This window comes from Bartonella rattimassiliensis 15908 (genome assembly GCF_000278215.1).
GTDB classification, from domain to species: Bacteria; Pseudomonadota; Alphaproteobacteria; order Rhizobiales; family Rhizobiaceae; genus Bartonella; species Bartonella rattimassiliensis.
In genome coordinates this window covers 515602-542546 of sequence record NZ_JH725064.1, presented here as the reverse complement: position 1 = coordinate 542546, position 26945 = coordinate 515602, and the positions used below count along the sequence as shown (strand labels likewise).

Annotated in this window: 27 protein-coding genes and 2 tRNA genes; 23 read left to right on the top strand and 6 right to left on the bottom strand. The window is 39.3% G+C overall.

Features of this window, described 5'->3' with window-relative positions:
• Positions 1-16: 16 nt before the first annotated feature.
• The 20 genes from MCY_RS02325 to MCY_RS02230 all read left to right on the top strand — a co-directional run bounded on the left by MCY_RS02325 (position 17) and on the right by MCY_RS02230 (position 19771).
• Positions 17-343 carry a hypothetical protein gene (locus tag MCY_RS02325; protein ID WP_007346760.1) on the top strand — a complete coding sequence of 109 codons (327 nt, stop codon included), beginning with the start codon at positions 17-19 and terminating at the stop codon, positions 341-343.
• Positions 324-1649 carry a PBSX family phage terminase large subunit gene (locus MCY_RS02320; RefSeq protein ID WP_007346759.1) on the top strand — a complete coding sequence of 442 codons (1326 nt, stop codon included), beginning with the start codon at positions 324-326 and terminating at the stop codon, positions 1647-1649. Before MCY_RS02325 ends, MCY_RS02320 begins: the two co-directional genes overlap by 20 nt.
• On the top strand, positions 1634-3688 hold the full coding sequence (locus MCY_RS02315; RefSeq protein WP_007346758.1) for a portal protein: 2055 nt from the start codon (positions 1634-1636) through the stop codon (positions 3686-3688). Before MCY_RS02320 ends, MCY_RS02315 begins: the two co-directional genes overlap by 16 nt.
• Before the next feature lie 16 nt (positions 3689-3704).
• Entirely contained in the window at positions 3705-4601 is an 897-nt protein-coding gene (locus MCY_RS02310) for a hypothetical protein (RefSeq protein ID WP_007346757.1), read from the top strand.
• A gap of 97 nt (positions 4602-4698) precedes the next feature.
• Positions 4699-5841, top strand: coding sequence for a N4-gp56 family major capsid protein (locus MCY_RS02305; RefSeq protein WP_007346756.1), 1143 nt, complete (start codon positions 4699-4701; stop codon positions 5839-5841).
• Between the two features lie 30 nt (positions 5842-5871).
• Positions 5872-6321, top strand: coding sequence for a hypothetical protein (locus tag MCY_RS02300; protein ID WP_007346755.1), 450 nt, complete (start codon positions 5872-5874; stop codon positions 6319-6321).
• Positions 6322-6396: 75 nt separating this feature from the next.
• The gene (locus MCY_RS02295; RefSeq protein WP_019224397.1) at positions 6397-7095 is read left to right on the top strand and encodes a phage adaptor protein; all 699 of its coding nucleotides are present in this window, start codon (positions 6397-6399) and stop codon (positions 7093-7095) included.
• Complete coding sequence (locus MCY_RS02290; RefSeq protein WP_007346753.1) at positions 7095-8552, top strand: hypothetical protein; 1458 nt, start codon at positions 7095-7097, stop codon at positions 8550-8552. The genes MCY_RS02295 and MCY_RS02290 overlap by 1 nt, the downstream gene beginning before the upstream one ends.
• Before the next feature lie 41 nt (positions 8553-8593).
• Positions 8594-8977: a hypothetical protein gene (locus MCY_RS02285; RefSeq protein ID WP_019224396.1), complete on the top strand. Its 384-nt coding sequence runs from the start codon at positions 8594-8596 to the stop codon at positions 8975-8977.
• A 1-nt stretch (position 8978) separates the two neighbouring features.
• Complete coding sequence (locus tag MCY_RS02280) at positions 8979-10034, top strand: tail fiber domain-containing protein (RefSeq protein ID WP_007346751.1); 1056 nt, start codon at positions 8979-8981, stop codon at positions 10032-10034.
• A complete protein-coding gene (locus tag MCY_RS02275; RefSeq protein WP_007346750.1) occupies positions 10034-12019 on the top strand; it encodes a hypothetical protein in 1986 nt (661 codons plus the stop codon). Before MCY_RS02280 ends, MCY_RS02275 begins: the two co-directional genes overlap by 1 nt.
• A complete protein-coding gene (locus MCY_RS02270) occupies positions 12012-14225 on the top strand; it encodes a hypothetical protein (protein ID WP_007346749.1) in 2214 nt (737 codons plus the stop codon). The genes MCY_RS02275 and MCY_RS02270 overlap by 8 nt, the downstream gene beginning before the upstream one ends.
• Complete coding sequence (locus tag MCY_RS02265) at positions 14225-15217, top strand: transglycosylase SLT domain-containing protein (RefSeq protein WP_007346748.1); 993 nt, start codon at positions 14225-14227, stop codon at positions 15215-15217. Before MCY_RS02270 ends, MCY_RS02265 begins: the two co-directional genes overlap by 1 nt.
• Positions 15210-16190, top strand: a complete 981-nt coding sequence (locus MCY_RS02260; protein WP_007346747.1) for a tail fiber protein — start codon at positions 15210-15212, stop codon at positions 16188-16190. Before MCY_RS02265 ends, MCY_RS02260 begins: the two co-directional genes overlap by 8 nt.
• Positions 16191-16199: 9 nt before the next feature.
• Complete coding sequence (locus MCY_RS02255; protein WP_007346746.1) at positions 16200-16451, top strand: hypothetical protein; 252 nt, start codon at positions 16200-16202, stop codon at positions 16449-16451.
• 17 nt (positions 16452-16468) lie between these two features.
• Entirely contained in the window at positions 16469-18517 is a 2049-nt protein-coding gene (locus tag MCY_RS02250) for a hypothetical protein (RefSeq protein WP_007346745.1), read from the top strand.
• Positions 18518-18531: 14 nt separating this feature from the next.
• On the top strand, positions 18532-19197 hold the full coding sequence (locus tag MCY_RS02245) for a lysozyme (RefSeq protein WP_007346744.1): 666 nt from the start codon (positions 18532-18534) through the stop codon (positions 19195-19197).
• Positions 19194-19421 (top strand): hypothetical protein, encoded by a 228-nt coding sequence (locus tag MCY_RS02240; RefSeq protein ID WP_007346743.1) that lies wholly within the window; start codon positions 19194-19196, stop codon positions 19419-19421. Before MCY_RS02245 ends, MCY_RS02240 begins: the two co-directional genes overlap by 4 nt.
• On the top strand, positions 19354-19572 hold the full coding sequence (locus MCY_RS09910; RefSeq protein WP_026088024.1) for a hypothetical protein: 219 nt from the start codon (positions 19354-19356) through the stop codon (positions 19570-19572). The genes MCY_RS02240 and MCY_RS09910 overlap by 68 nt, the downstream gene beginning before the upstream one ends.
• Positions 19553-19771 (top strand): hypothetical protein, encoded by a 219-nt coding sequence (locus tag MCY_RS02230; RefSeq protein WP_007346742.1) that lies wholly within the window; start codon positions 19553-19555, stop codon positions 19769-19771. The genes MCY_RS09910 and MCY_RS02230 overlap by 20 nt, the downstream gene beginning before the upstream one ends.
• Positions 19772-19834: 63 nt before the next feature.
• On the opposite strand, the gene MCY_RS02225 is transcribed toward MCY_RS02230, so the two are convergent.
• The gene (locus MCY_RS02225; protein ID WP_019224394.1) at positions 19835-20116 is read right to left on the bottom strand and encodes a type II toxin-antitoxin system YafQ family toxin; all 282 of its coding nucleotides are present in this window, start codon (positions 20114-20116) and stop codon (positions 19835-19837) included.
• 7 nt (positions 20117-20123) lie between these two features.
• A complete protein-coding gene (locus MCY_RS02220; protein WP_007346740.1) occupies positions 20124-20405 on the bottom strand; it encodes a type II toxin-antitoxin system RelB/DinJ family antitoxin in 282 nt (93 codons plus the stop codon).
• Positions 20406-20619: 214 nt separating this feature from the next.
• Here MCY_RS02220 and MCY_RS02215 point away from each other — a divergent pair, with 214 nt between their 5' ends.
• On the top strand, positions 20620-21000 hold the full coding sequence (locus MCY_RS02215; RefSeq protein ID WP_007346739.1) for a helix-turn-helix domain-containing protein: 381 nt from the start codon (positions 20620-20622) through the stop codon (positions 20998-21000).
• Between the two features lie 1494 nt (positions 21001-22494).
• Here MCY_RS02215 and MCY_RS02205 read toward each other — a convergent pair.
• From MCY_RS02205 to MCY_RS02195, 3 genes are all read right to left on the bottom strand, one after another.
• Positions 22495-22569 (bottom strand) — tRNA-Val (locus MCY_RS02205).
• Positions 22570-22668: 99 nt separating this feature from the next.
• On the bottom strand, positions 22669-23031 hold the full coding sequence (gene cpdR / locus MCY_RS02200) for a cell cycle two-component system response regulator CpdR (protein ID WP_007346738.1): 363 nt from the start codon (positions 23029-23031) through the stop codon (positions 22669-22671).
• A gap of 871 nt (positions 23032-23902) precedes the next feature.
• A complete protein-coding gene (locus MCY_RS02195) occupies positions 23903-24799 on the bottom strand; it encodes a serine aminopeptidase domain-containing protein (RefSeq protein WP_007346737.1) in 897 nt (298 codons plus the stop codon).
• 274 nt (positions 24800-25073) lie between these two features.
• Between MCY_RS02195 and MCY_RS02190 the strand changes: the two genes are divergently transcribed.
• On the top strand, positions 25074-25541 hold the full coding sequence (locus MCY_RS02190) for an Hsp20 family protein (protein WP_007346736.1): 468 nt from the start codon (positions 25074-25076) through the stop codon (positions 25539-25541).
• 264 nt (positions 25542-25805) lie between these two features.
• Here MCY_RS02190 and MCY_RS02185 read toward each other — a convergent pair.
• Positions 25806-25882: transfer RNA gene (locus MCY_RS02185), tRNA-Pro, on the bottom strand.
• Between the two features lie 641 nt (positions 25883-26523).
• Between MCY_RS02185 and MCY_RS02180 the strand changes: the two genes are divergently transcribed.
• Positions 26524-26889, top strand: a complete 366-nt coding sequence (locus MCY_RS02180) for an iron-sulfur cluster assembly accessory protein (RefSeq protein ID WP_007346735.1) — start codon at positions 26524-26526, stop codon at positions 26887-26889.
• Positions 26890-26945: the final 56 nt, after the last annotated feature.

Here is a 26945-nt window from a genome sequence, read left to right as displayed (position 1 = left end):
TTGGAGAAAGTATTGGATGACAGCAGAAAATACAAAGCAGGCGTCACAATCCAAAAAAACGCCACCCAATGCTGGAAAAGGGCGAATAAAAGGCGTGCCAAATAAAACAACGAGCCTCTTAAAAGAGTCAGTCATTGAAGCGGCTGAACGAGCAGGCAGTAAATATGGTAAAGAGGGTTTGATCTCTTATCTTGAAAAGCAAGCACTTAAATGTCCTGCTGCTTATTTAGGTTTGCTTGGTAAGGTGTTGCCTTTGCAAGTGACAGGCGAGGATGGGGGCGCCATTAAGATGATAGGGCGTGTAGAAATAGCGCCTTTGGTTCATGACAACGAGACAGATTAAGATTGTACCAAAACTTATCCCTCTTTTTGCAGGGGATGCTTTGGTACGGGCGGCTTGGGGTGGACGAGGGTCTGGGAAGACAAGATCCTTTGCCTTGATGGCTGCTTTAAAAGGCTATCAATTTGGTCTGCAGGGGATATCAGGGACTATCCTTTGTGCACGGCAATTTCAAAATTCGCTTGCAGAAAGTTCATTAGAAGAGATTAAGCGCGTCATTGAAGCCCATGATTTTTTAAGGGACTATTACAAAGTTGGAGAGGCTTCGATTAAATCAAATGATGGTCGTATAGCTTTTCAGTTTTCTGGTCTGGACCGTAATATTGCTAGTATCAAATCCATGGGGCGCATTTTGCTTTGTTGGGTTGATGAGGCAGAGCCCGTTACAGAGACCGCTTGGCAGACGCTTATTCCAACGTTACGAGAAGAGGGAGAGGGGTGGCGTGCAGAGTTATGGGTGACATGGAACCCGTTACGAGAGAATGCACCGGTTGAAAGGCGGTTTCGTTTTTCAGACAATGAAGCCATTAAGCGTGTAGAGATCAATTGGTTAGACAATCCGAAGTTTCCCAAGATCTTGAATGAAGCGCGGCTTGATGATTTGAGAAACCGTCCAGAGACTTATAAGCATATATGGGAAGGGGCTTATCTTACCGCGGTTCAAGGTGCTTACTATCAGAGGGAAATGTTGGCAGCGGAGCAAGAGGGTCGGATAGGGCGTGTTGCGCGTGATCCTTTAATGCAGATACGCGCCTTTTGGGATATTGGGGGTACGGGTGCTAAGGCAGATGCGACAGCGATATGGATAGCGCAATTTGTAGGTAGAGAGATCAGAGTGCTTGATTATTACGAAGCGCAAGGGCAGCCGTTATCCGAACATATCGGTTGGTTGCGTCAAAATGGCTATGAGAAGGCACTAATGGTTCTCCCTCATGATGGTGCGACCAGAGACCGTGTGCACAATGTGAGTTTTGAGAGCGCTTTAAATGATGCGGGTTTTGAAACGCAAGTCATTCCTAATCAAGGGGCTGGTGCTGTCAAAATGCGTATCGAGGCAGTGCGACGGATTTTGCCTTCAGTATGGTTTAATGAAGAGACGACCGTAGCGGGTCGTAAGGCACTGAATTGGTACCATGAGAAATGGGATGAGAAGCGGGGTATTGGTTTGGGAGCAGAACATGATTGGTCCAGTCATGGTGCGGATGCCTTTGGATTGATGTGCATTGTTTATGAAGCACCACGCATTAAACCGCAACAAGAACGTTATCGCGCTATAGAAAGAGAAGCGGCATCATGGATGGCATTCTAAGTTATAATTCTAAAAAAACGGCAGATTTTGATGAAGATGAACTCTATAGGCGCTTAAAATCTTGGTATAAGGAAGATGTTGAACACGTCAATGAATGGCGTGAACAAGCGCGTGAAGATTTTGATTTTTATAATGGTCGTCAATGGGCTGAGGAAGATCTTGCGGTTTTGAAGGCACAACGCCGCCCTGTTATGACCTTTAATCGTATTGCACCCCTTGTCAACGCAATTGTTGGGGCAGAGCGTAATAACAAGCGTGAAGTGCAGTTTCAACCAAGGCAAGCAGGAGCCGCAATATCTAATGAATTGCTCACTGGAGCAGCAGAATGGTTTCGTGATGAGGCAGAGGCGGAATATGCCGATTCCGATGCTTTTCAAGATATGGTCATTTGCGGCATGGGCTGGACAGATACACGGCTTGATTATGAAATAGATCCTGAAGGAATTCCTGCTATTCAACGCTTAGATCCACTGAAAATGGTTTGGGATGCCAATGCTGTAAGACCCAATCTCATTGATGCGCAGCGTATGTGGTATGTTGATCGTAAACCCATTGAGGATGCTAAAAGTCTTTTTCCTGATGTAGCAGTTGAAGATCTCCATGCTGATTGGGCAACAGATAATACAACCGCTTGTGAGGAATATCATGTCTCACTCGATGCTTATAATGATCATGCCAATGCAGATTCTTTCTCACAGTCGGCTTCTGAAAAACGCTATGTTACGCTGGTTGAATGCCGTTGGTTTGAATATGAAGCTTATTACAAGGCACCTGATCTTCAAACTGGACAGATGCGCAGTTATAGTAAACAAGAGTTTGAACAGCTTCAAAGGGTTTCACCACAACTACAAGGGGTGCGTTTTAATAAAAAGGTGGTCAAGCGCGCTTTTCTGGGACGGCGTCTTTTAGCAAAGCCCGATAAACCCTTAGCACCAGATGGACAGCTTGGCTGGGAATGTATCACAGGCACACTGGATAAGCTTAAAAACCAGTTTTACGGGATTGTTCGCCCCGCAAAAGATCCGCAAAAATGGTCGAATAAATATTTTAGCCAAGTCATGTATATTTTAAACAGCCAAGCCAAAGGTGGTTTGATGGCAGAGCGTGACGCTTTTGATGATGAGCGCCAAGCATTAGAAAATTGGACACGAACCGATACGATTACGTGGGTTAAAAATGGGGCGCTTACAGGAGGAAAAATCCAACCAAAGCCAAGTGCACAGTTCCCTAATGGCTTCTTTCAGTTGTTTAATGAATCGCGTGAAGCGATAACACATGTCACAGGACTGTCGGCAGAGTTTATAGGCACAAGAGAGGTTAATCAAGCGAATGTATTGGAAAATACACGCCGGCAATCAACGCTTAATTTGCTTGCAGGTTTATTTGATAATCTTAAGCTCTATCGATGTCGACAGGGAAAGATTATCCTTTATCTGATTCAAAACTATCTTTCCGATGGGCGTTTGGTTCGGATTTCTGGACCAGAAAATGCACAGTATGTTCCCTTAACACGTGAAGCTGTCACAACGCTTGAATACGACATTATTGTTGATGATTCACCAACAAGCCCCAATGAAAAAGAGAGAACTTTTGCGGCAATTACGCAAATGTTGCCGTTGCTTGGTGGTTTCTTAACACCGGAGATGATTCCAGATCTTTTAAAGCTTTCTCCACTACCGGCAACATTGGTGGCAAATTTAACGGCAAAAGCACAGCAGGCACAACAAGAACAACAGCAGCAGCAAATGATGCAACAAAACCAAGGAGCACAATTAACTCCAGAGCAACAAGCAAAGATTGCTGCTCTCCAGCAAGAAGCACAAGCAAAGGGCACACTTTATCAACTTGATGCACAACAAAAGCAGGTAGCGTTGCAGCAGAAAAATATTGAACTTTTCTTGAAACAAGAACAAGCCCGCATGCAGCTAGAACTTCAACAGGCAAAAAATGAGATAGCGCAGCGCGACCTAGAGCGAAAGGCGTATCGAGCGCAGTTGGAACAGTATCGAGCAACAACAGCAAGAGCGCAAATCTATTAAAGGAGCAAAAGAGAATATGGAAGAAGAGTTTACACCTGAAGAACAAGCAATTTATGACGAACATTTTGCCAGTGATCATGCTGTTGAGTTAGTCGAGCCTGAGCAAGTTGAAGAGGTGTTTGAAGCAGAAGAAAGTTCTGAACAGCCCCCTGTCGAACCGGTTGGCGAAGAGCCCCATTCTGGTGTGATAGAGCAAGAACGACAAGCACGCCAAAAGGCAGAGCAAAAGGCTATGGAAGCGCGTGAACTTGCCATTGAGTTTGCGCAAAAATATGCACAAATGCAAGAAGAAGCGGTAAGACGCCGCGATGAAAATATCCCTACCCTAGAAGATGATCCAAAAGCACATGTTGCATGGCTTAGTCATAAAGTACAGGAACAACAGAAATTGCTTGATGAGTTTTCTCGCATAAGAGAAAGCCAAGAACGTTTGATCCAAGAGGAATATGAACGGCAGAAATTAGGGGATTATTTTGAGGAAGCCAAAGCGCAGGTACAAGATAAATATCCCGATTTAGACAGTATCACCGATTATCTCTATGAAAGGGCAGATAGTGTCTTACAAGCGCAGGCAGATCTTTATCCACAATGGAAAGATCCCGCAGCACGGCAACAGCAAATTGGTGCTGAATTGCGTCAAATATGTCAGCAGTGTCAGAAAGCCGGTATAAACCCAATAGAGGTGCTGGTGCAAAAAGCAAAGGCTTTTGGCTATAGTGGAGCACCAATAAAGGATGAAGTGGAACCCCTTCAAGAGCGCTCTCAAGCAGCGCGGACACTTACAGCGCGCAGTGGACAAGTTCCAACAGGTGGTATGGATGTGAGAACACTCTTTTCCATGCCAGAAGCTGAATTTGCTGTATGGGTGGAGAAAAATCCCGAAAAATTTGAACAAATTATGAGCAGAGCGTGAGATGTGCGTGGTGGCGCAACAGAGATAACCAAGTGATTGTTATCGTTTGGTTATGCCGCAAGGCGAGTTTTAAAAACCAAGAAAGGCATTAATTAAAATGGCAGTAACAGAAGTAAAGCTCAATGACCCATTAGCCGTTGGCGTTTGGGCTAAGATGCTAAACACAGAAACTTCAAAAGCGTTGCCCATTGCACCGCTGATGGGAAAAGGCAAAAACAGCATTATTCAAGTATTGGATATGCTAGGAAAATCCGCTGGTGACTCTGTGACGAGCGGATTAAGAGTCCAACTTATGGGGGATGGCGTTAGCGAGGGACAAACACTGGAGGGGAATGAAGAAGCACTCCAATTTATGAATGAAACGGTGCGTATTAACGAGCTTTCTCATGCTGTACGCGTAAAATATGAAGGCACCATTGATCAACAACGTGTCTTATTTAATTTACGAACAGAAGCAAAGGATGGACTTGTTGATTGGTATGCAGATCGCTTAAGTTTGATGTTCTTCATTCAGGCAGCAGGTTATACAGCACCATGGATTCACTTTGAAGGACGCACCATAACCCTTAAACCCGTACATTATGGTTTTAATGCTCCATTAGAGCCAAGCAAATTGCGCATTATTCGCCCAGCTAAGAAAAAGACAGATGAAGAACTTACAAAAGAGGATGTTTTTACATTAGATCTTATAGATCAAGCTGTTGAACGTGCTAAACTTGCTAATCCACGTTTGCGCCCTGTTCGTGTTGATGGAAAATCTGCTTATGTGATGTATCTCCACCCAACACAAGTGACCCAATTACGGACCAATACCAAGAGCGGGCAGTGGTTAGACATTACCAAAGCAGCTTATGATGGTTCACGGTCTCAGAACCCAATTTTTGATGGCTCTTTGGGGATGTATAACGGTGTCATCTTACGTGAAGCTGAACATGTTCCCAATGGTATCAATTCAAAGACACAAGAGCCTATAACATCTGTTCGCCGTGCTGTGTTGCTTGGTGCGCAAAGCGTTATCATGGCTTATGGGCGCGTTGGTAATGGAGCTACAGGAGGCGATGGGAAAGGGGGAACACGCTATAAACTTGTTGAAGAACTGTTTGATTATCAACGTGAATTTGGGGTTGCCGCAAAAACCATTATCGGCATGAAAAAGTCACGCTATACCTTGCCGCATTCTGATCAAGGGGGACAAGACTTTGGCACGATTGTTATCCCTTCTTTTGCTGAAGCAGGCTAATAATTTTAACTTCATTAAAGGATGATAATTATGGCAGAAAAACCGCCAATTACACAGAAACCTGTTGAAACTATTGAACCTATTGAAACTGTTGGCATGATAGATGAGGGATTGCCACCTCCTTTGCAAGGACGCAACAATTGTACACAGCAGGTTAGTTTTTTGCGGGCGCGTATTAAGTGTACAGATCAAGGGTTGATAACGAAAATTGGTGTTCTACCCCGAGGGGCTTTTATCAAAAGCATTAAAATTTACGCCGTGGAGTTTTTTGAAGATGTAACAGCTACATTTGGAAAAGAGCCTCATGGTAATGATTATGGACAGTTAAGTTTTTCGCAACCTTACAATAGCAATGTGGACATTCCTATGGAGGAACGAGATGTTCCGTTAGAAGCAGAAAATGCGATTTATGTGACACGAAACAAGAAAAGCAGCAAAGGTGATGTTGAGGTGATTGTTGAGTTTTACACAAATCGTTAAAGGCATAAGGGGGCGTTTGTTTTTTTGCGTCCCCTCTTCTCTCAAGATATTCTAAGACATTTGGAAGAGAGTCATATGACAATAATAGTACAGACAAGTGGTCCGATTGGAGACAAACAGACCATTGTTCCTCATGATAAAAATTTCATTCAGATGGTGAATGATATTCAGGATGAAATTGATGATCAAACAGATGAATATGTTGATCAAGTTCAAAAGGCGATATTTTCGGCACTTCGGTTTTGTGAACGATTGCCCTTTTATTTTAATGAAAGTCGCGAAGTTGTTTTGACCACTTTAAAGGGGAAAAGCCGTTATGGAGCTGAGGAAAATCCAGTTATTCCAGCTGCTGTTCGCATTGTTGATGCTTACATTTATGAAGATAATCACAGCAAATCAAAGCTTTTGCATACAGATCCGCTTGTTATTGAGAGTCTTGTGAATGATTGTAACCATAGCATGCCTACGCGATACAGTTATTTTGAACAAAAGCTTATTTTGTATCCAATCCCAGACCGAATTTATTCTATCAGGCTTATTCTTGATCCTATAAGAATAAAAGACATTGAGAGTGCGCAAGAAGCTTCAATATGGTTTTTGGAAGCCTATGAACTGATTAAAACCCGCGCTAAATATGAAATTTATACCAATATTATTAAAGAACCACAGATGGCTGCGGCAGCCTTTGCTATGTTTCAAGAGCAACTTGATGCGCTACAAATTGAGACTTCACGGCGCAAGAATTTGTTGAGAGTTCAACATACGGATTTCTGATGACCTTTATTCCTATTGCTGAGTTTAGACCAGATGTTGCATTTATTAATAGTGGTTATTCTTGCGAGATTGTGAACGTTTTACCAGCACCCAATTCCTATATTCCAGTTCCCAAAGTTGCACCGGTTTCAGAACCTTTTCCGGATGTTATTTTGGGGGTCTATGCAGTAAGGTCATTGAGTGGTGTGCGGATTATTGTAGGGACATCAACAAAGCTTTATGAATATGATAACAGCACACGCGGTTGGAAAGATATTAGCAAGCTTGGGGAACAATATCACGCCAATGAAACGGCACCTTGGTCTTTTGCGGTCTTTGGTGATTATATCATTGCCGTTAATAACAATGATACACCGCAAATATTTGCCTTAAAGACAGCAGAGAGATTTGAAGATTTGGGGGGGAATCCCCCGCGTGCTGGACTTGTTCGTATTTGGGGAGATTTTGTCTGTTTAATGAAATTAACAGATAAGCCAAATCGTGTTCATTGGTCAGGTCTCAATGATGCAACACACTGGAAGGTTGGTGAGAAAAGTTGTGATTATCAGGATTTTCCAGATGGAGAATATATACAAGGAGCAACGCAAGCAACCAATCCGCTTATTTTTATGCGTTCTGCTATTTATCATGCAACCTTCGTTCCAGGATCTAAAATAATATTTAGTTTTGTCAAAATAAAAGACAAAATAGGGGCAAAAAGTAGTACGGCGATTACAAGTCGTGGAGACTATACTTTCTTTGTTTCTGATGATGGTTTTTATCAAATCAACAATACCGGCGAGATGTTGCCTATTGGTTTTGGCAAAGTCGATAAAACAATCTTTACGCTTTACAATAACTTTGCCATTGATGAGATGAGAGCCTGGATTGATCCGGTCTATTCACGCGTTTATTTTTCTATAAATGACGATATGATGGGAATGAATATCTATGTTTATGATTGGCTTTTGCAAATATGGAGCGTCATCAAAGGTCAGAGACTTCTCTTATTTCCTCTCTTTGCGGCAGGTTATACATTAGAAGGTTTAGACGAAGTACAAGAATGCTTGAGAGATTTACGTGCTTCTCTTGATAGTAAAATGTGGCAAAATGGCGCGCCAATGTTGGGAGCGTTTACAGAAGACAATAGATTTGGTTTTTTTGCTGGTTCTCCTATGGAAGCTGTCATTGCTTCACAAACTGTAGGGGATACAGGCAGACAGATTAATCTGATGAGTGAGGCTTTTGTTCAAGCAGATACGACCAATGGTCTTTTAAGCGTTGGAGCTGCTTTTATCATTGATAATAGAAGTCAATTAAATTGGGCGAAAGAACGTTATGCGGGCTATAGCAGCGGGATGTACAATATTCGCTCTAGGGCACGTTATCACGCTTTGCGACTTAGGATACCAGAAGGCACACCATGGACTCATATAACAGGCTTTGATGTGACGCTAAAACCCGCAGGCATAAGATGAGTTTTAAAATTTATAACACCGAAAAATGGAGTGTTGAACAAATGGCGCCCTATTTGGATAAGGTTATAAAATCAATATCTTATTTTCATAAAAAATTCCCTGATGATTATACTCCAGAGATTATTTTAAAGGATATTTTAAAAGGGGAAAAACTTCTCTGGATTATTGTGGATGAGCAGGAAAATTTTATGGCACATGTCACAACAGAGTTACAAAAACTTGTCACTGGAGTGTTGCGAGCGGTTATTATTACGCTTGGGGGAAAAGGAGGAGCGCCCTTAACGAAGCTTATTCCCCAAATTGAAGCCTATTACAAAGAAAAAGGGGCGAAAGAACTTATCATTATCGGTCGGCGTGGGTGGGAAAAATCCCTTAAATCGCATGGCTATTTCGTTAATCTTTTAGAATATAGAAAGCAGCTTTAACATGGGAAAAAGTTCAAAACCAATTCAGACGACGCAAAATACCACGCAAACAAATGCACCACCTGAATGGGCAAAAGGCATCTTTGAACGTGCTGCTAAAGATGCCATGAATTTTTATAATCAAGGCAGCGGAAAAGCTGTCTATGATGGGCAGCGTGTTGCGGGTTTAAGTGATCAAACAAAGAATGCAATTAATGGACTTGCCAATAATACGCATAACTATGATAACAACACTTTAAATGGATTAGCCACAGGGCAAAATTCAACCAGCCAGAATTTAAAGAATATGGCTTCAGGGAAGCAAATAGGCAATAATCCTTATTTTAATGAAGCACTTCAAAACACCTTAAATAAAGCTTCAGACACGATTAACAGTTCATTGGCAGGGGCGGGGCGTTATGGTTCTGGTGCACATACGGGTGTTTTAGCAGATGAATTGGGCGGCATAGCAACCCAAGCTCTCTCACAGCAATATAACCAAGACGTCAACAATATGATGCAAGCCAATGGAATGATTGATCAAGCTAATCAAAATCAGTTGGCGGGCGCTAATAACTTTTTTCAAGGTCAAAGTCAGGCGAATATCAATGCATTGGCGGGAGGCGGTTTGCTTGATGCCAATCATCAACAGCAATTAGATGCAGAACGACAGAAATGGGAACAGCAGAATAATCTTGATTGGGAGCAGTTAAGTAAGTTGCTTGCAGCTGGTACGGCTTCTGCTGGAAATTACGGGATGCAAACGGGACAAGGGACACAGTTTACACCGCGGGCAAAACCAAATCCATGGGAAATTGTTGGAAATGTTGGAACCATACTTGGTACGTTTGCTGGACTTAGTGACATCAGAGCAAAAGAAAACATCAGAGAAGTTGGGCAGAGAAATGGCTATACACTCTATGAATACAACTACAAAGGTTATCCAGAGCGCTATCGCGGGGTGATGGCGCAGGATGTTTTGAAGACAAATCCTAAAGCTGTTTTCTTGCATAAGACGACAGGCTTTTTGCATGTGGATTATAGCAAGCTTGGCTTTGAAATGGAAAGGGTGCAGTGATGGAACAAAACAGCTTTAATACTTTATCACTATTTATGAATCCAAAAGTTTTGCGTCCTTTAATACATCAGGGTCTTTTTCAGTTACCTAAATATTTTTTTCAAAAACATTCCACGCCTTCAAACACACCGTTTGAAGGACGATACAAGCCTAGTTTTATAGAACGGGCTGCTTTTAGCACAAACCCTTTTGATGCGAGCAATGGGGCTGATACGCCACAAAAATTAAGTCCTACAGAGCTTATTCGCGGCTCTTATGGGGGAGGAGGAGAAGTTGGGAAAAAAACGCCAGCAGAATTGATTATGTCTACGGATGATTTAAAGCGCCAAATGCCCCCTTTGCCGGATGCTTCAAAGGATACTGTTAAGATACAAGAGGCGCCAGAGCAACAAAAGCATGACTTCTCAGAGCAGGGAGGTATTGCATCAATGATTCCTCAACCTCCACTTGTTGGGAACATTGATCAGTCTAGTGGGGATGAAGCTGGGCGACAGCAAAAAAATGTGATGGATTATATTGCTCAACTTAATGAGAAATCTATCGCGGAAAACTCTTTGAAAAACGATTCTGGAAATGATGAGGAAAAGCTTTTTGATGCACCTATAGGAGAAGAAAAACATTTGAATGCACACTTACCAGAAGAGGAACATTTAAAATCAAATGATATGCCAGAACAGGCAACAAATTATGTAAACGCCGTTGGGAACTTTATTCATAAAGACGCAAATCCAAGCAGCTTATGGGAGCGTTTTAGAAAATCAGAATTTTCCGAGCATCTCATGGATTTTTTTGCGGGGTTAGCATCAGGAAAAACACCGCAAGAAAGCTTTTCAAATGCGGCGCTTGTTATGCGGCAGGGCAATAATGTACGTGCTCAAAATAGACCAATTTTTGAGTTTTTACGCTCTAAAGGATACGATGATAAAGATGCACAAGCAATCATGCAATATCCAGATCTTGCCATGAAAGTGATTGGTAGCACGTTAAACTCTCAAGCTGGCTCTAGTCAACAAACTTTAGACTTCTTGCGTTCAAAAGGATACAGTGATGAAGATGCAAAAGCAGTTGCGCAATATCCAAATCTTGCTCAGAAAGTCATAGGCAGCATATTAAGCCCTCAAGAAGGCTATAGAACACTCACAGTAGAAGAAAAAGCAGAGCAGGGATTGCCTGAGGATATGGTTTTCCAAGTTTCAACAAGCACAGGGAAAATTATACCTGTCCAAGGGGGACAACGTTCTACTGCTTCTGGATTAGGAGGAAATACTGATAGCATGCTGTCAAAGCCTGAAGTGGGTTATATGTTTGTTAAGGATGAAAATGCACCTCATGGCATACGTGCGTTGCCAATTGCAGGAAGTGCTGCAGAACATAAATTAATCCAAGAGCAGAAGGAGGAGAAGCGTAAAGAACAGCAATTACAAATGCAAATTTTGGATTCAGAGGAGAGATTCAATCGTATACTCTCGGCATCTAAAGAATTGCTAAAAACTGTTGAGGAACACCCGCATGTTACTGGTTTCCTTGGTTATTGGGGGTCGTTAATACCTGGTTTTAAGGCAAAAGATTTTGGGCATATGCTTGATTCATTAAAGGCGAATATTGGGATTGATGCCTTGAGAAAAGCGAAAGCATTTTCACCAAATGGCGCATCTGGCTTTGGGAACTTGTCTAATATGGAGTTGCAAACCTTGCAAAACTCTGTAGCGGCATTGTATCAAAATCTTTCCGCAGAGCAAATGAAGAAATCTTTAAAAACCGTTATCGATACTTTCAATAAATCGAATGCGGCAACGCGCGCAATTCTTTTTGGTGGTGCAGAAGCAACAAGCGAACTCGTCCGAGCAGCCTATGGGGAAGATGCTTATAAGAAAAATAATACGCAGTCAGATGTTTCACTAGAAAAACAGATAGAAGCATTGCCGGAAGGTGTATTGTTTATTGATAGTGATGGACGCATTAAGGAGAAACAAACCAATGGCTGAATTAATTCCTCCTCTCATTCATAGAAAAAATACGAGAGTCATTGGGTATGTAAGTGACTATACACCAGAACAGCTTCAAGAGCTTTTTTCAAAAAATAAGGAAAAGTTGAGTGGTTCTTTTACAGAAAATAAAGGTACCACAAAAGAAACAGAAGAAGATGGTCCACATCCAAGTGCTGCGGGTGCTTTTGGATGGGGAGCTCTTCATGGGTTAACTATGGGCTATGATGATGAACTAGCTGGAATATTAGAAGCAGGGTTTTGGGATTATTGGAAGGGAGATGAAAAGGCGGTTAAAAAATATAATGAAGTGACAAAGCGATGGCGTGACTATCAAAGGGCGGCGAACAGAGATCAGTTTTATGCGTCTTTTGCGGGGAATTTAGCGGGTGCTGCGGCCCCCATAATTGCTTCTGCCCTCTTTCCACCCGCGGCAGGGGCTACTGCTGCTGCTCGTGCGGCAATGGGGGCTGATGTTGTGTTGGGAGGTAGAGCAGGTGTTGCAGGAGCACAAATAACCAGTAAAGCTTTAGCAGCAGGAGAAAGGGCGGTGCAATCTGCTTTGGCAGAAGGTGCAGAACGCACAGCAGCAAAAGCGGCAGGTGAAGCAGCAATAAAAGCCGCAGCAAGTAAAGAGGCGGCAAAGTTTAGTTTGGGGCGTGCAGCAAAAACTGGAGCTATTTATGGTGGAATAGCCGGCAGTGGTGAGGGAGAAGGGTTTGAAGATACTCTCATGTCTGCTGGGTTTGGTGCAGGGCTAGGTGGTGCAACGCCATTTGTTGCCAGTGGTGTGTCAAAAGTGACACCTTTTGTGACAAAATCACTCAAAGCAGCATTGAGAGGACCGATAAGTTCAGCTGAAATGGCGGCAAAAGCCGCGCAAATGGCAGAAAAAGAAGCATTTCAAATAAGCGATAGAGCGTTTAAGTATGTAAGCCGGACTTTAGGGGATGAAGGCGTTGATAAGCTTGAGAGGGCATTAAAACAGCGTGGTCCTGATTCAATGATTATTGATCTTCATGAGGGGCTTTCTGCGCGAGCTTTTGATGCAGCCAAAAAAGATTATGATACCTATTCAATCGTAAAAAACCGTTTAGGAGCTCGGCAAGATGAAATTGCTCGACGGGTTAACGACGGAATAACAAAAGTGCTTGGTCCGAAAGTTAATACAAATGATTTAAAGCAAGAGATTATTAACAAAGCACAAGAAAAGGCTGGTCCTCTGTATGAGAGAGCAAAGGCAATGCCAATTGCTAAGACTGCTCAAGAGAAATTATCGCTTTTACAAAAAAGACCTGCATTTCAAAAATCCTCCGGCAAAGCAATGGAAAGAGTGCTTAATGATGTAGATCCAAAGATCTTAGCAAGCAAGAGCAGTCCACAGTTGGATATGCGGCTTTTACACAAGGCGAAAGAAGTGCTGGATGATAAGATTAATTCTGCTGCTATAAAAGGAGAACGAGGATATTCTAGAGAGTTGATGAATGTTAAGCAAGAACTTCTTGATGTTTTGGAAACCTCTTCTCCAGAGTATGCTAAAGCGCGGAACCTTTATCGAAGCGAACTCGAAATTGGTGATGCATTTGATCTTGGGAAAAAAGCACTGGAGAAGACAGTTGATTTAGATATGATTAAAAGTCAGCTTGCAGGAATGGGTTCATTGGAACGAGATGCCTTTAGAAAAGGTGTTCGTGAACAGATAGAATATGCATCAAAAAATGCCAATAATCCAGAGCATAGTTTGTTAAGTTTATTTAATGCGCAAAATGCTCAAGAGAAACTACAGCATATTTATAGTAAGGATCAAGCGGATCAGCTGATGAAAATGTTGAGACCAGAGGTGGAGCGATCAAAGCTTTTTGCACAACTGCCAAAACATATGGGTGAAGTGGAAGAGAGGGGGGCACAACAGACTATGGGGATAGGAAAGATTGCTTTCATCAAGGCAGTTGTAAAAAATTTCTTAGGGAAATTTGGACGCAAACTCTTAGGCGTTCATAAAGAGACTGAAAGAGATATTGCGGCTCTCATAACAGCGCGGGAAAAAGGAGATTTTGGGTTAGCAAGAGAAAAAGCCGTTGAATTAATTAAGAAGTTTCACGAAGCAGAAAAGAAACGCTTAATAACCAAAGAAGATCACACAAAATTCATCAATTTTGTTGGCATTCTTTTGAATAGCAGTATTGATAGAACGGTTATAAACTAATGATCAATTTTCATCCCAATGTGAAGCGTGCTATTTCACAGGCAGCACAAAAATATGGTTTGCCAGAAAGCTTTCTTGAACGCGTGGCTATGATAGAAAGTAAGGGTAACCCAAATGCAAAAAATAAAAACAGTAGTGCAGGGGGACTGTATCAATTTATCGATTCAACAGCAAAGCAGTATCAACTGAATAATAAGTTTGATCCCTTTCAAGCAACCGATGCTATGGCGCGATTAACGAAGGACAATACGCGTTATTTAACCACAGCATTAGGTCGAGAGCCATCCCAAGCAGAACTTTATTTGGCACACCAACAAGGACCAGCAGGGGCTGTAAAACTTATCAAAAATCCCAATGTGCCAGCAAGCCAGCTTTTGGGGCGTCAAGCAGTTGTCCTTAACGGAGGAAATGCGGAGGCAACCGCAGGGGATTTTATGAATCATATTTATGGGCTTTACAATAAAACGGGAGATGCTTCGAAGGGTATGACACAATCCCCCCAAGGCAATTGGCTAAATGCACAAAATGAAGTGGTTCCATTGCGCGGCGTTGAGAGATTTCAAAAGGCGATTCAAAGTGATCAAGCAAGAGAGCCATTGATAGCATATGACACGACATTACCAAACAGAATGCATGCCTCTGAAAGTGGAGATACTCTCATAGGACGGTCTATGGGAAATATGCCATTGCAGAAAAATACATCATTGCAAGCGCAAGGGATTGATGCTGGTGCGCTTAAAAAGGGTGTGATGAATCTGGTTGATTTGATGAGACGGAATAAAGATACGCAAGATCAACAAATAGAGATGGCACATCAACAAATGATGCAACAACCAATGATGGCGGGGTTTTCACAATCAAGTGCACACCCGATAGATTTAACGCCTCTTATTGATCCTTCAAGGAGAAATTCTGTTCGCTCATATGGGCAGCAAAAAGAGCAACAATTACGGGAAGAATTATTAAGAAGAACGGGGGCTTATCATGTCTGATATTTATGATTGGTCGTTAACAGCTGATAAAAATGCGCATTCAGATAGCATGATTAATTGGGCAGAGGGACAACCACCTAGTTCTGTCAATGATAGTGCGCGGGTCATGATGCAGCGTATACGTGAATATCTTGCCGATAATGGTGGTTCTCTTGATACAAAATTTATGGTGAATGGGGAAGATAAAACAACATTCATAACGTTAACAACGGTTTCACCTCTAGAAAAATATAAAAATGATATCATTCTACGCTTTAAAGCGCGTGGTACAAATGTGGGACCTGCGACAATCAATGTGAATAATATAGGAGCAAAGTCACTCTATAAAGCAACCAATACGGGGATAGTGCCATTGATAGGCGGTGAGTTACAAACGGGGGGTATTTATGAAATAGTCTATAATGATGGTGTATCAACAAAAGATCTTGATGGTTGGTATCTTTTAAATCCTACCCCCATTCCACCACCAAAGGTCGAAACCTTTCCTTGCGGGTTTATTGCAACTTTTGCTATGCAAGAAGTACCAAATGGTTGGCTCTTGTGTGATGGTGCAAGCTATAAACGAAAAGATTATCCGCAATTATTCAAGACAATAGGGGATAAATGGGGAAAAGATAGCGATACAACATTTAAAGTTCCAGACTTTAGAGGAATGTTTTTACGGGGCTTTGATGATGGACGCGGTTTAGATAGGAATAGACAATTTGCCGATATACAGCAAGATTGCCTTAAATCGCATACGCATGTTGCCACCATTGAAGAAGCAGGGCAGCATACACACGGGTTTCAGTATAATGGAGTGGGATGGAGTGCCAATGATATTGGTAGAAGAAATCCCTCTTATCACTATGCCGTTCTTGGAGGAACAACACAACCTGCTGGAGTGCACACGCATAAGATAACGATTTCTTCAACAGGCGAGGCAGAAACACGCCCTGTTAATGTACCGGTTGTCTATGCCATAAAATCATGAAGTTTTCCAATGATCAATAATCCGTCTGCTATTGATGATATTGCGGACGCGGAGCAAATTCGCGTCCTTTTTTATGCAAGCAATAGAATGGTTCATGCACCCTTAAATAAGGTGCTTGATCTTGTCAAAAGCGACATACAGCATGATCTTTTAAGCGCTTTGGCAGAATATAAAGAAGCGACAGATAAACGCATAGAGACTATGCAAAAACTTATTGATGAATTGCAATCCTATCTCACACACAACAAGACAACGAACTGATTAAGGAATGAAACGCGATGCCATTACCCTATCACACGCATATATTTAAGCTTGAACCAGCAACAAAAGAAGAAGTCAAAGAAGGTGTTTTAGATAGTAAGGTTCTTGCACCGGTTTCAGTGGGGAGTGCAGCGGCTTATGAGGTAGAATACTTTGCGAGTGCTGCTCAGGGAAAAAAGGCTGATGATGCGGTTGCAAAGAGAGATATTGGAGCCCTTGCTTACAAAGATAAGGTAACTGTTCATGATATTGAAGCAAGTGGGAAAGCCCATGAAAATACGATTTTATCAGGGGATGGTTGGATAAAAATATCACCTTTAGGAATTGGCGATATGAAGGCTGCTACATATGACCCCGATAATGTGAGGTCAAATGTGTTTTCCATGGAAAATATGCATGAAGGTCCTACCAAAAAGATCTTAACTCCAGAGGAAAGATTGAAGTTGCAATGGTTGAGTCCTACTCAGCCAACAATGGAAAAGTGGCGTCTTGGAGATGAAGGTGTTCATTATCCTATCTCTCCCGTAGAACTAAAAAATACCATTAATTATTTTGTAGGCTCAAAGTCTTTTGGTATGTCAAAATCAGTCTATGATCCAGATAAAATAGAAAAAGATGTATTTGATATGGAGAATATGAAGGAGGGGCAAAAGCATCTTATCTTAACCCCTCCAGAACGTGCACAGATTGCAAAAATTGATCAAGTTGAAGATATTGCACAACAAGGGATTCATGTTGCAAGTGAGGCAAAGAACGTTGCAGATAGTGCATTAAGGACAGCAAATGATACAAAAGCTTATGCTGTAGATGCGAAAACAACGGCTGAGACAGCACAAAAAACGGGAGACAGTGCAAAAGCTGAGGCAAATATTGCACAAACAGAAGCCGATAAAGCGCAAGATATAGCGCGCAGTGTACAGAAAAAAGTTGATCTCATTCAACCTCTTGCAGAACAAGACTGGATTGATGGCACAAAAACAATAAATGCGCTTATTTCACCAGCTAATCTGATGGCTTCAATCAAAGCCAATAGTAGCAATAGCAATGGCGGTGGCAACAATGGTGGTGGGGTTAGCAAACCTGTTGAAATTCTCATGACAGAAAGTGGAGACATTCCTTGGCCAGAGGGTGTTACTGATGAGACAGAACTTGAAATATGGGCTTGGGGTGGCGGCGATGCTGGGAGTGATAGTGTTTATGGTGGCACTGGTGGCGAAGGTGGTTTTGGTGGTTGTTGTACGTACGTAAGAACAAGGAAAAAATTTCTTGGAAAGAATTCGGTCAGTATTGGAAAAGGCGGAAAAAATCCTAATAATCCTGGAGGCGGCCGCACAGTAGTTGGTCAATTTATTATAGCTTTTGGTGGACAGAATTCAATTAAACCTTATCAAAAAGGCGTGTTTAAAGGTGAGGACGCTACAGGCAAAGATGGCGATTATAATGGTAAAGATGGCTTTCTTGGTGGTCATGGTGGCCGGGGTGGTTATGGTGGTTATGACAACGGTCTTGGCAATGGTGGCATTGGCGGTCGTGGTGGTGATAATTTTTTATCCGATGGTGGTTGGGGCGGTTATGGTGGCGATGGTGTTGATTTTAAAGGCGGTAGAGGCGGTAAAGGTGGTAATGGTGGAAGTAGTGTTTATGGTTTAGGTGGTAGAGGCGGTAAAGGTGGCGATGGTGGCACTGGCGGTAAAGGCGGTAAAGGTGGCGATGGTGGCGATGGTGGAAGTAGTGTTTATGGCGGCGGAGGCGGTGGTGGCACTGGCGGTAAAGGCGGTAGAGGTGACATTGACAAACCTGTCGGCATGAGCGGTAAAGGTGGTGATGGTGGAAGTAGTGTTTATGGCGGTGGTGGCGGTGGTGGCGGTAGTTATTCTAATGGTCAAGTCGGTCATGGTGGCCATAGCATGTGGGGCGGTCATGGAGGTAAAGGCGCTTTAAGTCCTAAAGAGAGTAAGGTCCTTTATGGCGGTGGTGGTGGTGGTTATTTTCCCGGAAAAAATGCAACAGACTCATCAAGTGGTGATGGCGGTGACGGAGCAGTACTCATAAAGGTATATTTATAGGATGGAACAAAGCAATGGCACGGAGAATAAGTGAAGATTGTTTAGACTGTTTGAAAAAGTGGGAAGGTTTGCGCTTGCAGGCTTATCAAGATGTCTCTGGTGTTTGGACGATTGGTTATGGACATACAGGAAAGGCTGGCAAACCAATAGTTATTGAAGGGATGGTGATTACAGAAAAAAAAGCTGAAAACATGCTTTTGGCAGATTTGCGGCAATATGAACAAGCTGTAGAAAAAGCAGTTGATGTGATTTTAAGTGACGAGCAGTTTGGTGCGCTTGTTTCCTTTTGTTATAATGTAGGCATTTCAGCTTTTCAAAATTCTACATTACTTAAAAGACTCAACAAAGGCGATTATGAAGCAATACCTGCCGAATTACAAAAATGGACCAAAGCGGGTGGGAAGCGTTTACAAGGTCTCGTACATCGGCGTGCAGCAGAAGCAGGATTATGGGCAAAAGGTGCTTTTGTTTCCTCGAACTATCAAACGGTAGAAACAAAGGATTCAACAGTTTTTTTTAAAGCAGAAGCATTAGCACCCATTATTGGTTCTTTCTCAGGTCTTGGTGGTTTTTTAGCTGGCAATGGTCCCATTCAATGGGCTTTCGCTGTTATTATGGTTTTAGCAGCAGGCGCTGGTATTTTCTTTGTTGCTAAGCGCTTTAAGGAACACTGTTTATGATCTTATGGATGAAAAAAAATCTGATGCTAACAGGTGCGGCTTTAGCCGCTTTTTTTATAGTTTTAGCCAAAGCTTTCACTCTTGGAAAAAAGGCGGAACAGCAAAAGCAAACAGAAAATATTTTACAGACAGCAACAGCACGACTTGAGGTGGAAAATGAAGTTAACAAAAAAAGTGATGCTGATGTGCGTGCTGCTCTCTCTGACTGGTTGCGTGACCCATAAATATGCTTCTTCTTGTGTTGGTTGGTTGCCCATTTATTTAGACAAGAGAGATGTGAAGGTTATCAGTTCCAACCTAGCAAGAGATATATTGAAACATAATCAACAGGGAGCACGCTTATGTGGGTGGAAACATGGTAAGAAAAAAAGCTGAAAAACACACAGAGCTTACAGAAGCGGAAAAAGAAATGCTTCAAGAAATCATCATTACCTATCAAAGTGTGAAAGTGATGTCTCGTTTCATGAAGTGGATAGCCTTTTTTCTTTTTTTGCTTATCCTCGATTTTGCCCGCTTCATAGATGCGATAGATAATGTCATTGCACACTTAAAGCAGTGGTTTTCAAAAAATTGAAGAATTTTTATGGTGGAGAGAAAGGTTTTGCAAAGACTCCACCTCAAAAAATTATAGGTTCAATCATAAACGTAGTTCAGAGTGTGAACCAAGTCGTAAAAGCTCTAACGTTTTGGTATCTGGTTTTCGATAGATCAAAACCAAATCTGGTTTGATATGACAATCGCGGCAATTGCGCCATTGACCTGTTAGCGCATGATCTCGCCAATGCACCTTTAGTGGAGCATTCTCTGCTAATGCTTGAATCACAAGCAGCAAATCCTCTTCTAGTGAATTAGCGTATCTGCCTTTACTTTCACGTTTGAGATCACGTCTAAATGATCGAGTATAGACGATTTCACGCATAGCAAGCTCAGGTTCGTTTTTCAGATTTACATACCCTAGCTTTGTCATTGCGGATCATAGTTCGTAAGCCATCTAATGATGTATGCTTAACACGTCCCATATCAGCGTCCTCAATAGCTTGTAATGTTTCTGGGTTAGGTTGAAATAGATCAAGTGGTAGTGCTCTATCTCTAGCAATGCGGGTCATAAACATGCGTACCGCATCTGATACAGTCAAACCCGTTGAGTTAATAACTGTACTTGCAATTTCCTGAATTTCATCAGGTATGCGTGCTTGAATTTTTCCCATTTCTAAAATCTCCTTTTATTGTACTACAATGTACTACACATTGAATGGTGTCAAGAAATTTATTCAAAGATTTTGATTTTCTAGAAAATGAAAACATTTTTGGCTTCTTGTGTGACTGCGAAAAGCAATCTTGATTCGTAATTATTTAAAGAAATAGTTTTTAGATTCTGCTAGAATTGCAATGCACAGTCATTCTTCTAATAGGATTTTTTAGATGATCACACCTTTTGGCAAAACCTTACGCAAACTTCGTATTGATCATTCAGAACGCCTTTTAGATATGGCTAAAAAATTAGATATATCTTTAGCGTTTTTGTCTGCTGTTGAAATTGGCAAAAAATCTGTTCCTGTAGGAATGGAGGAAAAGATCATTGAACTCTATGCGTTAGATCAAGAAGCAGCAGAACGTTTGAGAAGAGAATCGGATGCTTGTCGTACGAGTTTTACAATAAAGCCTTCTGATTCATTTGAGCGTGAAGCTGTTGGTATGTTTTCTAGAATAATCAACACTGTTTCACAAGCAGACTTAGAATTACTCAAACAATTTTTAGAGAAAGTTGGCAAAAAAAAACGCTCTTTGCAAAGGCAAGTTTGAAAATCCTATTCCCGAACCTTTATTTAATTATCCCGAACCTTGAAAAAAGATATGTAGAATCAATAAGTTACACACTAGTAAAATTTGGATGGCAGAGCTGTCGGGATCACCATGTTTAAATAATATATAATTAGGCTATAAAAAAATACGGTTTTTTTTTGTTTTAATTCTATTGCTAAGTGTTGTATATTAGTTGCTTTAGTATAAAATCATGTATGATTCCTTTTGTATAGTCAACAAAATGCTTTAAAGTGCGATATACGGTAGTTCTTGCAGTTTAGCATGTGTCGCAGCTAACTTTCCTCACCTATTGCTGATTTTAGTGTTTCCTCCATAATATGCTTTATAAAACAGATTACCAAAACTCTCTTTTACGAGTTTTTTATTTTTCTGAAAATGAATGTTTTATCTCTTAGATGAAATTTAAGCATTGCGGCTAATTCCAATAAAATTGCAAAAACAACATTTCTTCTAAATTGATTCTTTTTCGTTTTTAGATGGATAATATTATTACGTTTTTCTGTAGGATTCTTGGTAAGATGGGTTTTCAAGGCATGATGAGGTTCATTTATAACTGTTGTATGGAACGTGATACTATATATCATAGATGGGAGTTGTTTACAGATGGTCCCCATAAAGGCATGAAGGATATTTTCTCGTATTGAAATCTGTGTTTTATAATGGGCTATGAATGCAGAATTTTTTGTATAAAAAAGCGCGGTATAGATAAAATTATTTTTTTCAATGAGATATATTTTCAGCTAATTTAATATAGTTATCACTATGAATTTTTCTCAGGTAGGGTTATAAATCTCAGCAACGCTGAGTCTAGAGACCTTTATGGGTTTGAGAATTTATTATGCTGGGTGCTCATAGGTTATTTGCACATAATTCTGTTTGAATTGTGAGTGAAGATGGATTGTTTTTTGGAGAGTTAAGTTTTTAAATCCCGATTTACATTTTCGAATAGTTTATTTATCTTATTCCTTATAGTTTGTACGTTATACTAGAGGTATTGTGGTATTGAACAACGACTTTTAGCGCCACACTAAAATGTTATGCGATAAGATTTGCTTCTTTTAAATTCGTACGACTTAGGGTAGTCATTGCTGTTTTTTATTTCAGTAGGAATGCAGTATGAGTGGAAAAAATCGTTTGTATTTTCCACCTTTTGGCAGATTTTATTACGAGCTGCAATTGGTAAACTTAAAATACTGAATTTGAAAAACTAAGTATTTTAGATATCGAAGCTACTGTAGTCGGAAATAAACGATATTTTTTAAAAAGCAAGAGATGTTTGTCGTAAGACTTTTTATAATAAAATTTTTTAGATTCATTGTTTGTTTGTTAAAAATGTGAATCATTTATTATATAAGAACTAAATAAATGAGATATTAAGATAAAAAAAACTAACAAAACATACATTTTTTAGAGTGCATGTTGGAAAACTCTATTTCTTCGCTTTTATTTTTATGTCCTTCATATAAAATCCAATGGTGGGCGTGACAGGGATTGAACCTGTGACCCCTACGATGTCAACGTAGTGCTCTCCCACTGAGCTACACGCCCATTCATTGATGTTGCATACACCATATAGAACAACAAACGTCAATACCTAATTTCATTTTATCCTTATATCAGATGCAAATAATTTAAAAAAGCGTTCTTTTAAGCAGCTATAAGGATCTTTTCAACCTCATTTACAAGCTCACGTAAGTGAAATGGTTTAGAGAGTACTTTTGCATCAGGAGGAGCATCATTATTTGAATTGAGTGCAACCGCTGCAAAACCTGTAATGAACATTACGCGTAAATCAGGATCAATTTCAGTAGCGCGTCGTGCGAGTTCGATTCCGTCCATCTCTGGCATTACAATGTCAGTAAGTAGAAGAGAAAATGGTTCTTCTTGTAAACGTTCATATGCGCTAATACCATTATCAAAATCGGCAACTTCGTAGCCTGCACGCTCTAAAGCTTTTACGAGAAAGCGACGCATATCGTTATCATCTTCTGCGAGAAGGATTCGTTTCATGATTATATTCCAATGGCTCCATTTGTCAAAGTTTCTGCCGCATCAATTATACAATATAGAGTATTTGTAAAAAAGATAGTAAAATGCTCATAATTGAAATGAATGGTAAAATGGTTAATTCTTACATTCTTATTCAGAATACACCATATTCGTTGTGAGTTGGTTAAATTCAAAATGATATGGTTTTGAAAAAGGATGGATTATCTAATATTTTAAGATGATTCTTTGCTATTTTTTTTCTTCTCAGAACTCCATTAAAAAATTTATGAGAATCATGATTGTAGAGATTACCTATATTAAAAATTTAGAAGAGTATTATGTTAATTTGTTGTTTTTAAAAAATATATGACAAACTGTATTTTTTATAGTTATTAGATATTTTAAATAAATATTATAAATATATTTATTTTTATAGTGTTTTACCTGAATATATAAGGGATATTATTTCCTTCATATCATATAAAACTACTGCTTAATAAACAATAAAAAATATTATTTTATATTTTTATGAATTTATAGTATTATATTAATGTAATTTTTTATATTTATGTTAATTATAAAAAAGATAAAATAGTATTTATATAAACGTTTTAATTAAATTTAAAGCTTATTATTAATAAAATATATAATTATTATTTTACTAAAGTTATATCATACTAAAATTATATTATTTAATATAATTTTAGTATGATATATTTTTGTTAGAATATGTGACGAATATTTAGGTAATGGCTTTCATAGCAGAGTCTATAAAACAAATTATTTGAGAGGTTAAAAGAGATAATCCATTATATAAGAAGTATTTATAGATTAACGTTGCTCGTAGAAATCTTCATTTTAGATGAGATGAAGCGGAAGGTGAAGTTTAGTGTTATTTTACAGATATATCGTTAGGAATAAATGCATCAAATGCGGCCCAAAACTGTTTTTTATGATCTTCTTTATACATAATTGTATCAAGTTCAGCACCTCTAATAGTAATATTTTCTGTCAGACGTATATTTTGGCATAATTGCCGCACTTCAATATTGTTCGCAATATTATTTTGATTGGCAAGAATAAATAGTGTTGGGATTTGTAAATGTCCGTGAAGTAGATTTTTCTTTACAGAATCAATCGCATTAAATGCTGATGCCATCCATCTGGATGTTGCAGATGAAATAGAAGGGGTGGGCACTTTATGAGTGTGTCTCAATTGTTTTATTTTTTTTCCATCTTTCACTGGTATGAAGCCAAGACCTATATCAGAAAAAAATTGTGTTAATTTATGTTGAAAACTATTCGTTTTATTGCCGAATGGAGCAAAAAGAGGAGAAACACAGAGCAATCTATTAAAATGACGGTTAATGAAATCTAATCCGCTAAGTGCTATCAATCCACCTATGCCATAGGCTAATATAGAGTAAGGTGGCGGACAATGAGGATAAACTATATTTTTAAAAAATTCATATAAGTCATTAATATCATTATTTATATCAAAATAATAATATCGGTTTTGTTTTCTTGTCTTGAAAGATGTTTTTTCTTTATCAAACCAATTAAATATTGCCGTATAAAAGCCGCGTTTAGAAATTTCATTGATTGGTAAAAAATATTTTTCTAAAGTATTTGCGCAGTTTTCAAGAATAATAATTGTTCCATTAGATTTTTCCGTTTCAGGATATGTGATCGCAAAACAAATTTTGCGATCCATTGTTGTTTTAAAGCTGCTATAATGAATATTAGAAGGTGTAGATTCCCAGTTTACTTGATGAAGAGGCGTTTCCAAGTGATATCCTTTACAGTGTATTTTGCAACTTAGGGCGATGTGAGATTATGAAAGGGCTTTGATATTTATGTAATGGGGAAAAAGGATTAAGAAAGAGGGATGCTTCAAATAGTTTTTATCAATTCAAATACAAAAAAGTTGAAATGAGAAAAAACGATTACCAAATAGTATATATGGTTGCCATTATGGGACCATGGTTTCACAAGTAAGTTTGCCATTTGGGAACTTTGTGAATTAATTATAAATTACAGTCGCTCTAGAGGAGGGCAATATTATGCGTCAAGTAGATTTTTCACCATTTTATCGTTCCACAGTAGGTTTTGATCACCTTTTTAACTGGTTTGATTCTAGAACACAACTAGATGAAGTTTCTTCTTATCCCCCTTATAATATTGAGCGTTTAACTGAGGATTCTTATAGAATTTCTATGGCTGTTGCTGGTTTTTCTCAAGATGAAATTGATATTGAAACGCATTGTAATCAGCTGATTGTTAAGGGAGACAGGAAGCATGAAAAGGATGACGAAGAACGAGAGTTTCTTTATCGAGGTATTGCTTCGCGTGCTTTTGAACGGCGTTTTCATTTGGCTGATCATGTTAAGGTTATTGGAGCAGAACTTGGAGATGGACTTCTTCATATTCAGCTTAAAAGGGAAATGCCAGCTGAATTAAAACCAAAAAAGATAACTGTGCAAATGTCATCATCCATTACAAAAAATGATAACAGCGATATTATCGCGTAAAGAAAGTTTAGAAAATATGAGAACCGAATAATTATAAATTTTTTTTAAGACAAAAAACGCGAGGCGAAAGTCTCGCGTTTTGTAAGTGTTTTTGTAAGAAAGAAGATTATTTTAATAAAAATAACTTACCTCAAACTTACAATAAAAAAATCACTATATTAGACTGCATTGAGAAAAAAATCATGAACCATGTATGTGCAATTAAAATTCATAATAATTCAACTTTTAAATAATCCTATTTTTTTATTTATAGCACTTTAAGGATGGTCGGAGCGGCGGGATTTGAACCCACGACCCCTTGACCCCCAGTCAAGTGCGCTACCAAGCTGCGCTACGCTCCGATCTGCGTAAAACGATTAAATGACTGTTCCTTTAAAGGCAAGAGAAAAAATAAACCGAATAAAATCTAAAAGTCTCTTACATTTAGAAATTTTGAAAATAAAAAATTTTGCACATCAATATTTTGTGGTTAATTTAAGATAAGTGAGAAATCTGGAAAGTTCTTTGTTATTGTTAAATTTTAGCTCTATAGTTCATCGATGTAGATATTTAACTACTTTTATAGATTATGAAAGGGTAAGATTTATGATTTTCGGATTATAGATTGAAAAATGGTGAACGCGAATAAGTGCCGGAAATATATTTTCTTTATCTAATCGATAGTTTGATAAAAATATTAATTTTCAAAATCTTAGTTGTTAGTCTATAGTATTGAAATGTTTTTTTGTAGAGTTTTTATAAAAGAGATATTTTACATTTTATGTGGACAAAAATTGTGTATTCTAAAAATTTTATATTCTAAATTGTACAATCATAAATTTCATTTTATGAGTATACGCTTTTATCCCAAGAAATTTTTATCTTAAGAAAAAGATCAGGATATTTTGATTTATATCTTGTTGTTTTTCTTCTAAAAGATCAAATAGAATATTGTAGGATAAAAATTTTTAAAGTGTTTATTGAGCCAAGAAAAGAGTAAATGATGAGCCGTTTTTCGGTAATAAATTTAACACAAGCAGCAGTGAATCGTGTTAAAGAGATTATGGATACAAAAGATGCACGAGGTATTCTTGTTGGTATCAAAAAAGGGGGGTGTGCAGGGATGGAATATACAATTACTCTTGTTAAAAAAGAGAGGATAGATGCGGATGTTGTTGAAGTGAATGGTGCTCGTGTTTTTATAGCACATGATGCGGTCTTGTTTTTATTAGGGACACAGATGGATTATGAAGTGACAACCCTTCGTTCTGGTTTTGTCTTTAAAAATCCTAATCAAGTTTCAGCATGTGGGTGTGGTGAATCGGTAGAGCTACGTCCTGCTACACAGAATCAATACAATACAAACTGAGCTTAGTGAAATTGTAATTGAGTGATTCTAGGCGGCTTGTTTTCTTGATATAAGAA

Excerpts from the sequence above, each read along its gene's own strand:
- MCY_RS02325 (WP_007346760.1), top strand. The coding sequence starts at position 17 with ATGACAGCAGAAAATACAAAGCAGGCGTCACAATCCAAAAAAACGCCA.
- MCY_RS02320 (WP_007346759.1), top strand. The coding sequence starts at position 324 with ATGACAACGAGACAGATTAAGATTGTACCAAAACTTATCCCTCTTTTT.
- MCY_RS02315 (WP_007346758.1), top strand. The coding sequence starts at position 1,634 with ATGGATGGCATTCTAAGTTATAATTCTAAAAAAACGGCAGATTTTGAT.
- MCY_RS02310 (WP_007346757.1), top strand. The coding sequence starts at position 3,705 with ATGGAAGAAGAGTTTACACCTGAAGAACAAGCAATTTATGACGAACAT.
- MCY_RS02305 (WP_007346756.1), top strand. The coding sequence starts at position 4,699 with ATGGCAGTAACAGAAGTAAAGCTCAATGACCCATTAGCCGTTGGCGTT.
- MCY_RS02300 (WP_007346755.1), top strand. The coding sequence starts at position 5,872 with ATGGCAGAAAAACCGCCAATTACACAGAAACCTGTTGAAACTATTGAA.
- MCY_RS02295 (WP_019224397.1), top strand. The coding sequence starts at position 6,397 with ATGACAATAATAGTACAGACAAGTGGTCCGATTGGAGACAAACAGACC.
- MCY_RS02290 (WP_007346753.1), top strand. The coding sequence starts at position 7,095 with ATGACCTTTATTCCTATTGCTGAGTTTAGACCAGATGTTGCATTTATT.
- MCY_RS02285 (WP_019224396.1), top strand. The coding sequence starts at position 8,594 with ATGGCGCCCTATTTGGATAAGGTTATAAAATCAATATCTTATTTTCAT.
- MCY_RS02280 (WP_007346751.1), top strand. The coding sequence starts at position 8,979 with ATGGGAAAAAGTTCAAAACCAATTCAGACGACGCAAAATACCACGCAA.
- MCY_RS02275 (WP_007346750.1), top strand. The coding sequence starts at position 10,034 with ATGGAACAAAACAGCTTTAATACTTTATCACTATTTATGAATCCAAAA.
- MCY_RS02270 (WP_007346749.1), top strand. The coding sequence starts at position 12,012 with ATGGCTGAATTAATTCCTCCTCTCATTCATAGAAAAAATACGAGAGTC.
- MCY_RS02265 (WP_007346748.1), top strand. The coding sequence starts at position 14,225 with ATGATCAATTTTCATCCCAATGTGAAGCGTGCTATTTCACAGGCAGCA.
- MCY_RS02260 (WP_007346747.1), top strand. The coding sequence starts at position 15,210 with ATGTCTGATATTTATGATTGGTCGTTAACAGCTGATAAAAATGCGCAT.
- MCY_RS02255 (WP_007346746.1), top strand. The coding sequence starts at position 16,200 with ATGATCAATAATCCGTCTGCTATTGATGATATTGCGGACGCGGAGCAA.
- MCY_RS02250 (WP_007346745.1), top strand. The coding sequence starts at position 16,469 with ATGCCATTACCCTATCACACGCATATATTTAAGCTTGAACCAGCAACA.
- MCY_RS02245 (WP_007346744.1), top strand. The coding sequence starts at position 18,532 with ATGGCACGGAGAATAAGTGAAGATTGTTTAGACTGTTTGAAAAAGTGG.
- MCY_RS02240 (WP_007346743.1), top strand. The coding sequence starts at position 19,194 with ATGATCTTATGGATGAAAAAAAATCTGATGCTAACAGGTGCGGCTTTA.
- MCY_RS09910 (WP_026088024.1), top strand. The coding sequence starts at position 19,354 with ATGAAGTTAACAAAAAAAGTGATGCTGATGTGCGTGCTGCTCTCTCTG.
- MCY_RS02230 (WP_007346742.1), top strand. The coding sequence starts at position 19,553 with ATGGTAAGAAAAAAAGCTGAAAAACACACAGAGCTTACAGAAGCGGAA.
- MCY_RS02225 (WP_019224394.1), bottom strand. The coding sequence starts at position 20,116 with ATGCGTGAAATCGTCTATACTCGATCATTTAGACGTGATCTCAAACGT.
- MCY_RS02220 (WP_007346740.1), bottom strand. The coding sequence starts at position 20,405 with ATGGGAAAAATTCAAGCACGCATACCTGATGAAATTCAGGAAATTGCA.
- MCY_RS02215 (WP_007346739.1), top strand. The coding sequence starts at position 20,620 with ATGATCACACCTTTTGGCAAAACCTTACGCAAACTTCGTATTGATCAT.
- cpdR (WP_007346738.1), bottom strand. The coding sequence starts at position 23,031 with ATGAAACGAATCCTTCTCGCAGAAGATGATAACGATATGCGTCGCTTT.
- MCY_RS02190 (WP_007346736.1), top strand. The coding sequence starts at position 25,074 with ATGCGTCAAGTAGATTTTTCACCATTTTATCGTTCCACAGTAGGTTTT.
- MCY_RS02180 (WP_007346735.1), top strand. The coding sequence starts at position 26,524 with ATGAGCCGTTTTTCGGTAATAAATTTAACACAAGCAGCAGTGAATCGT.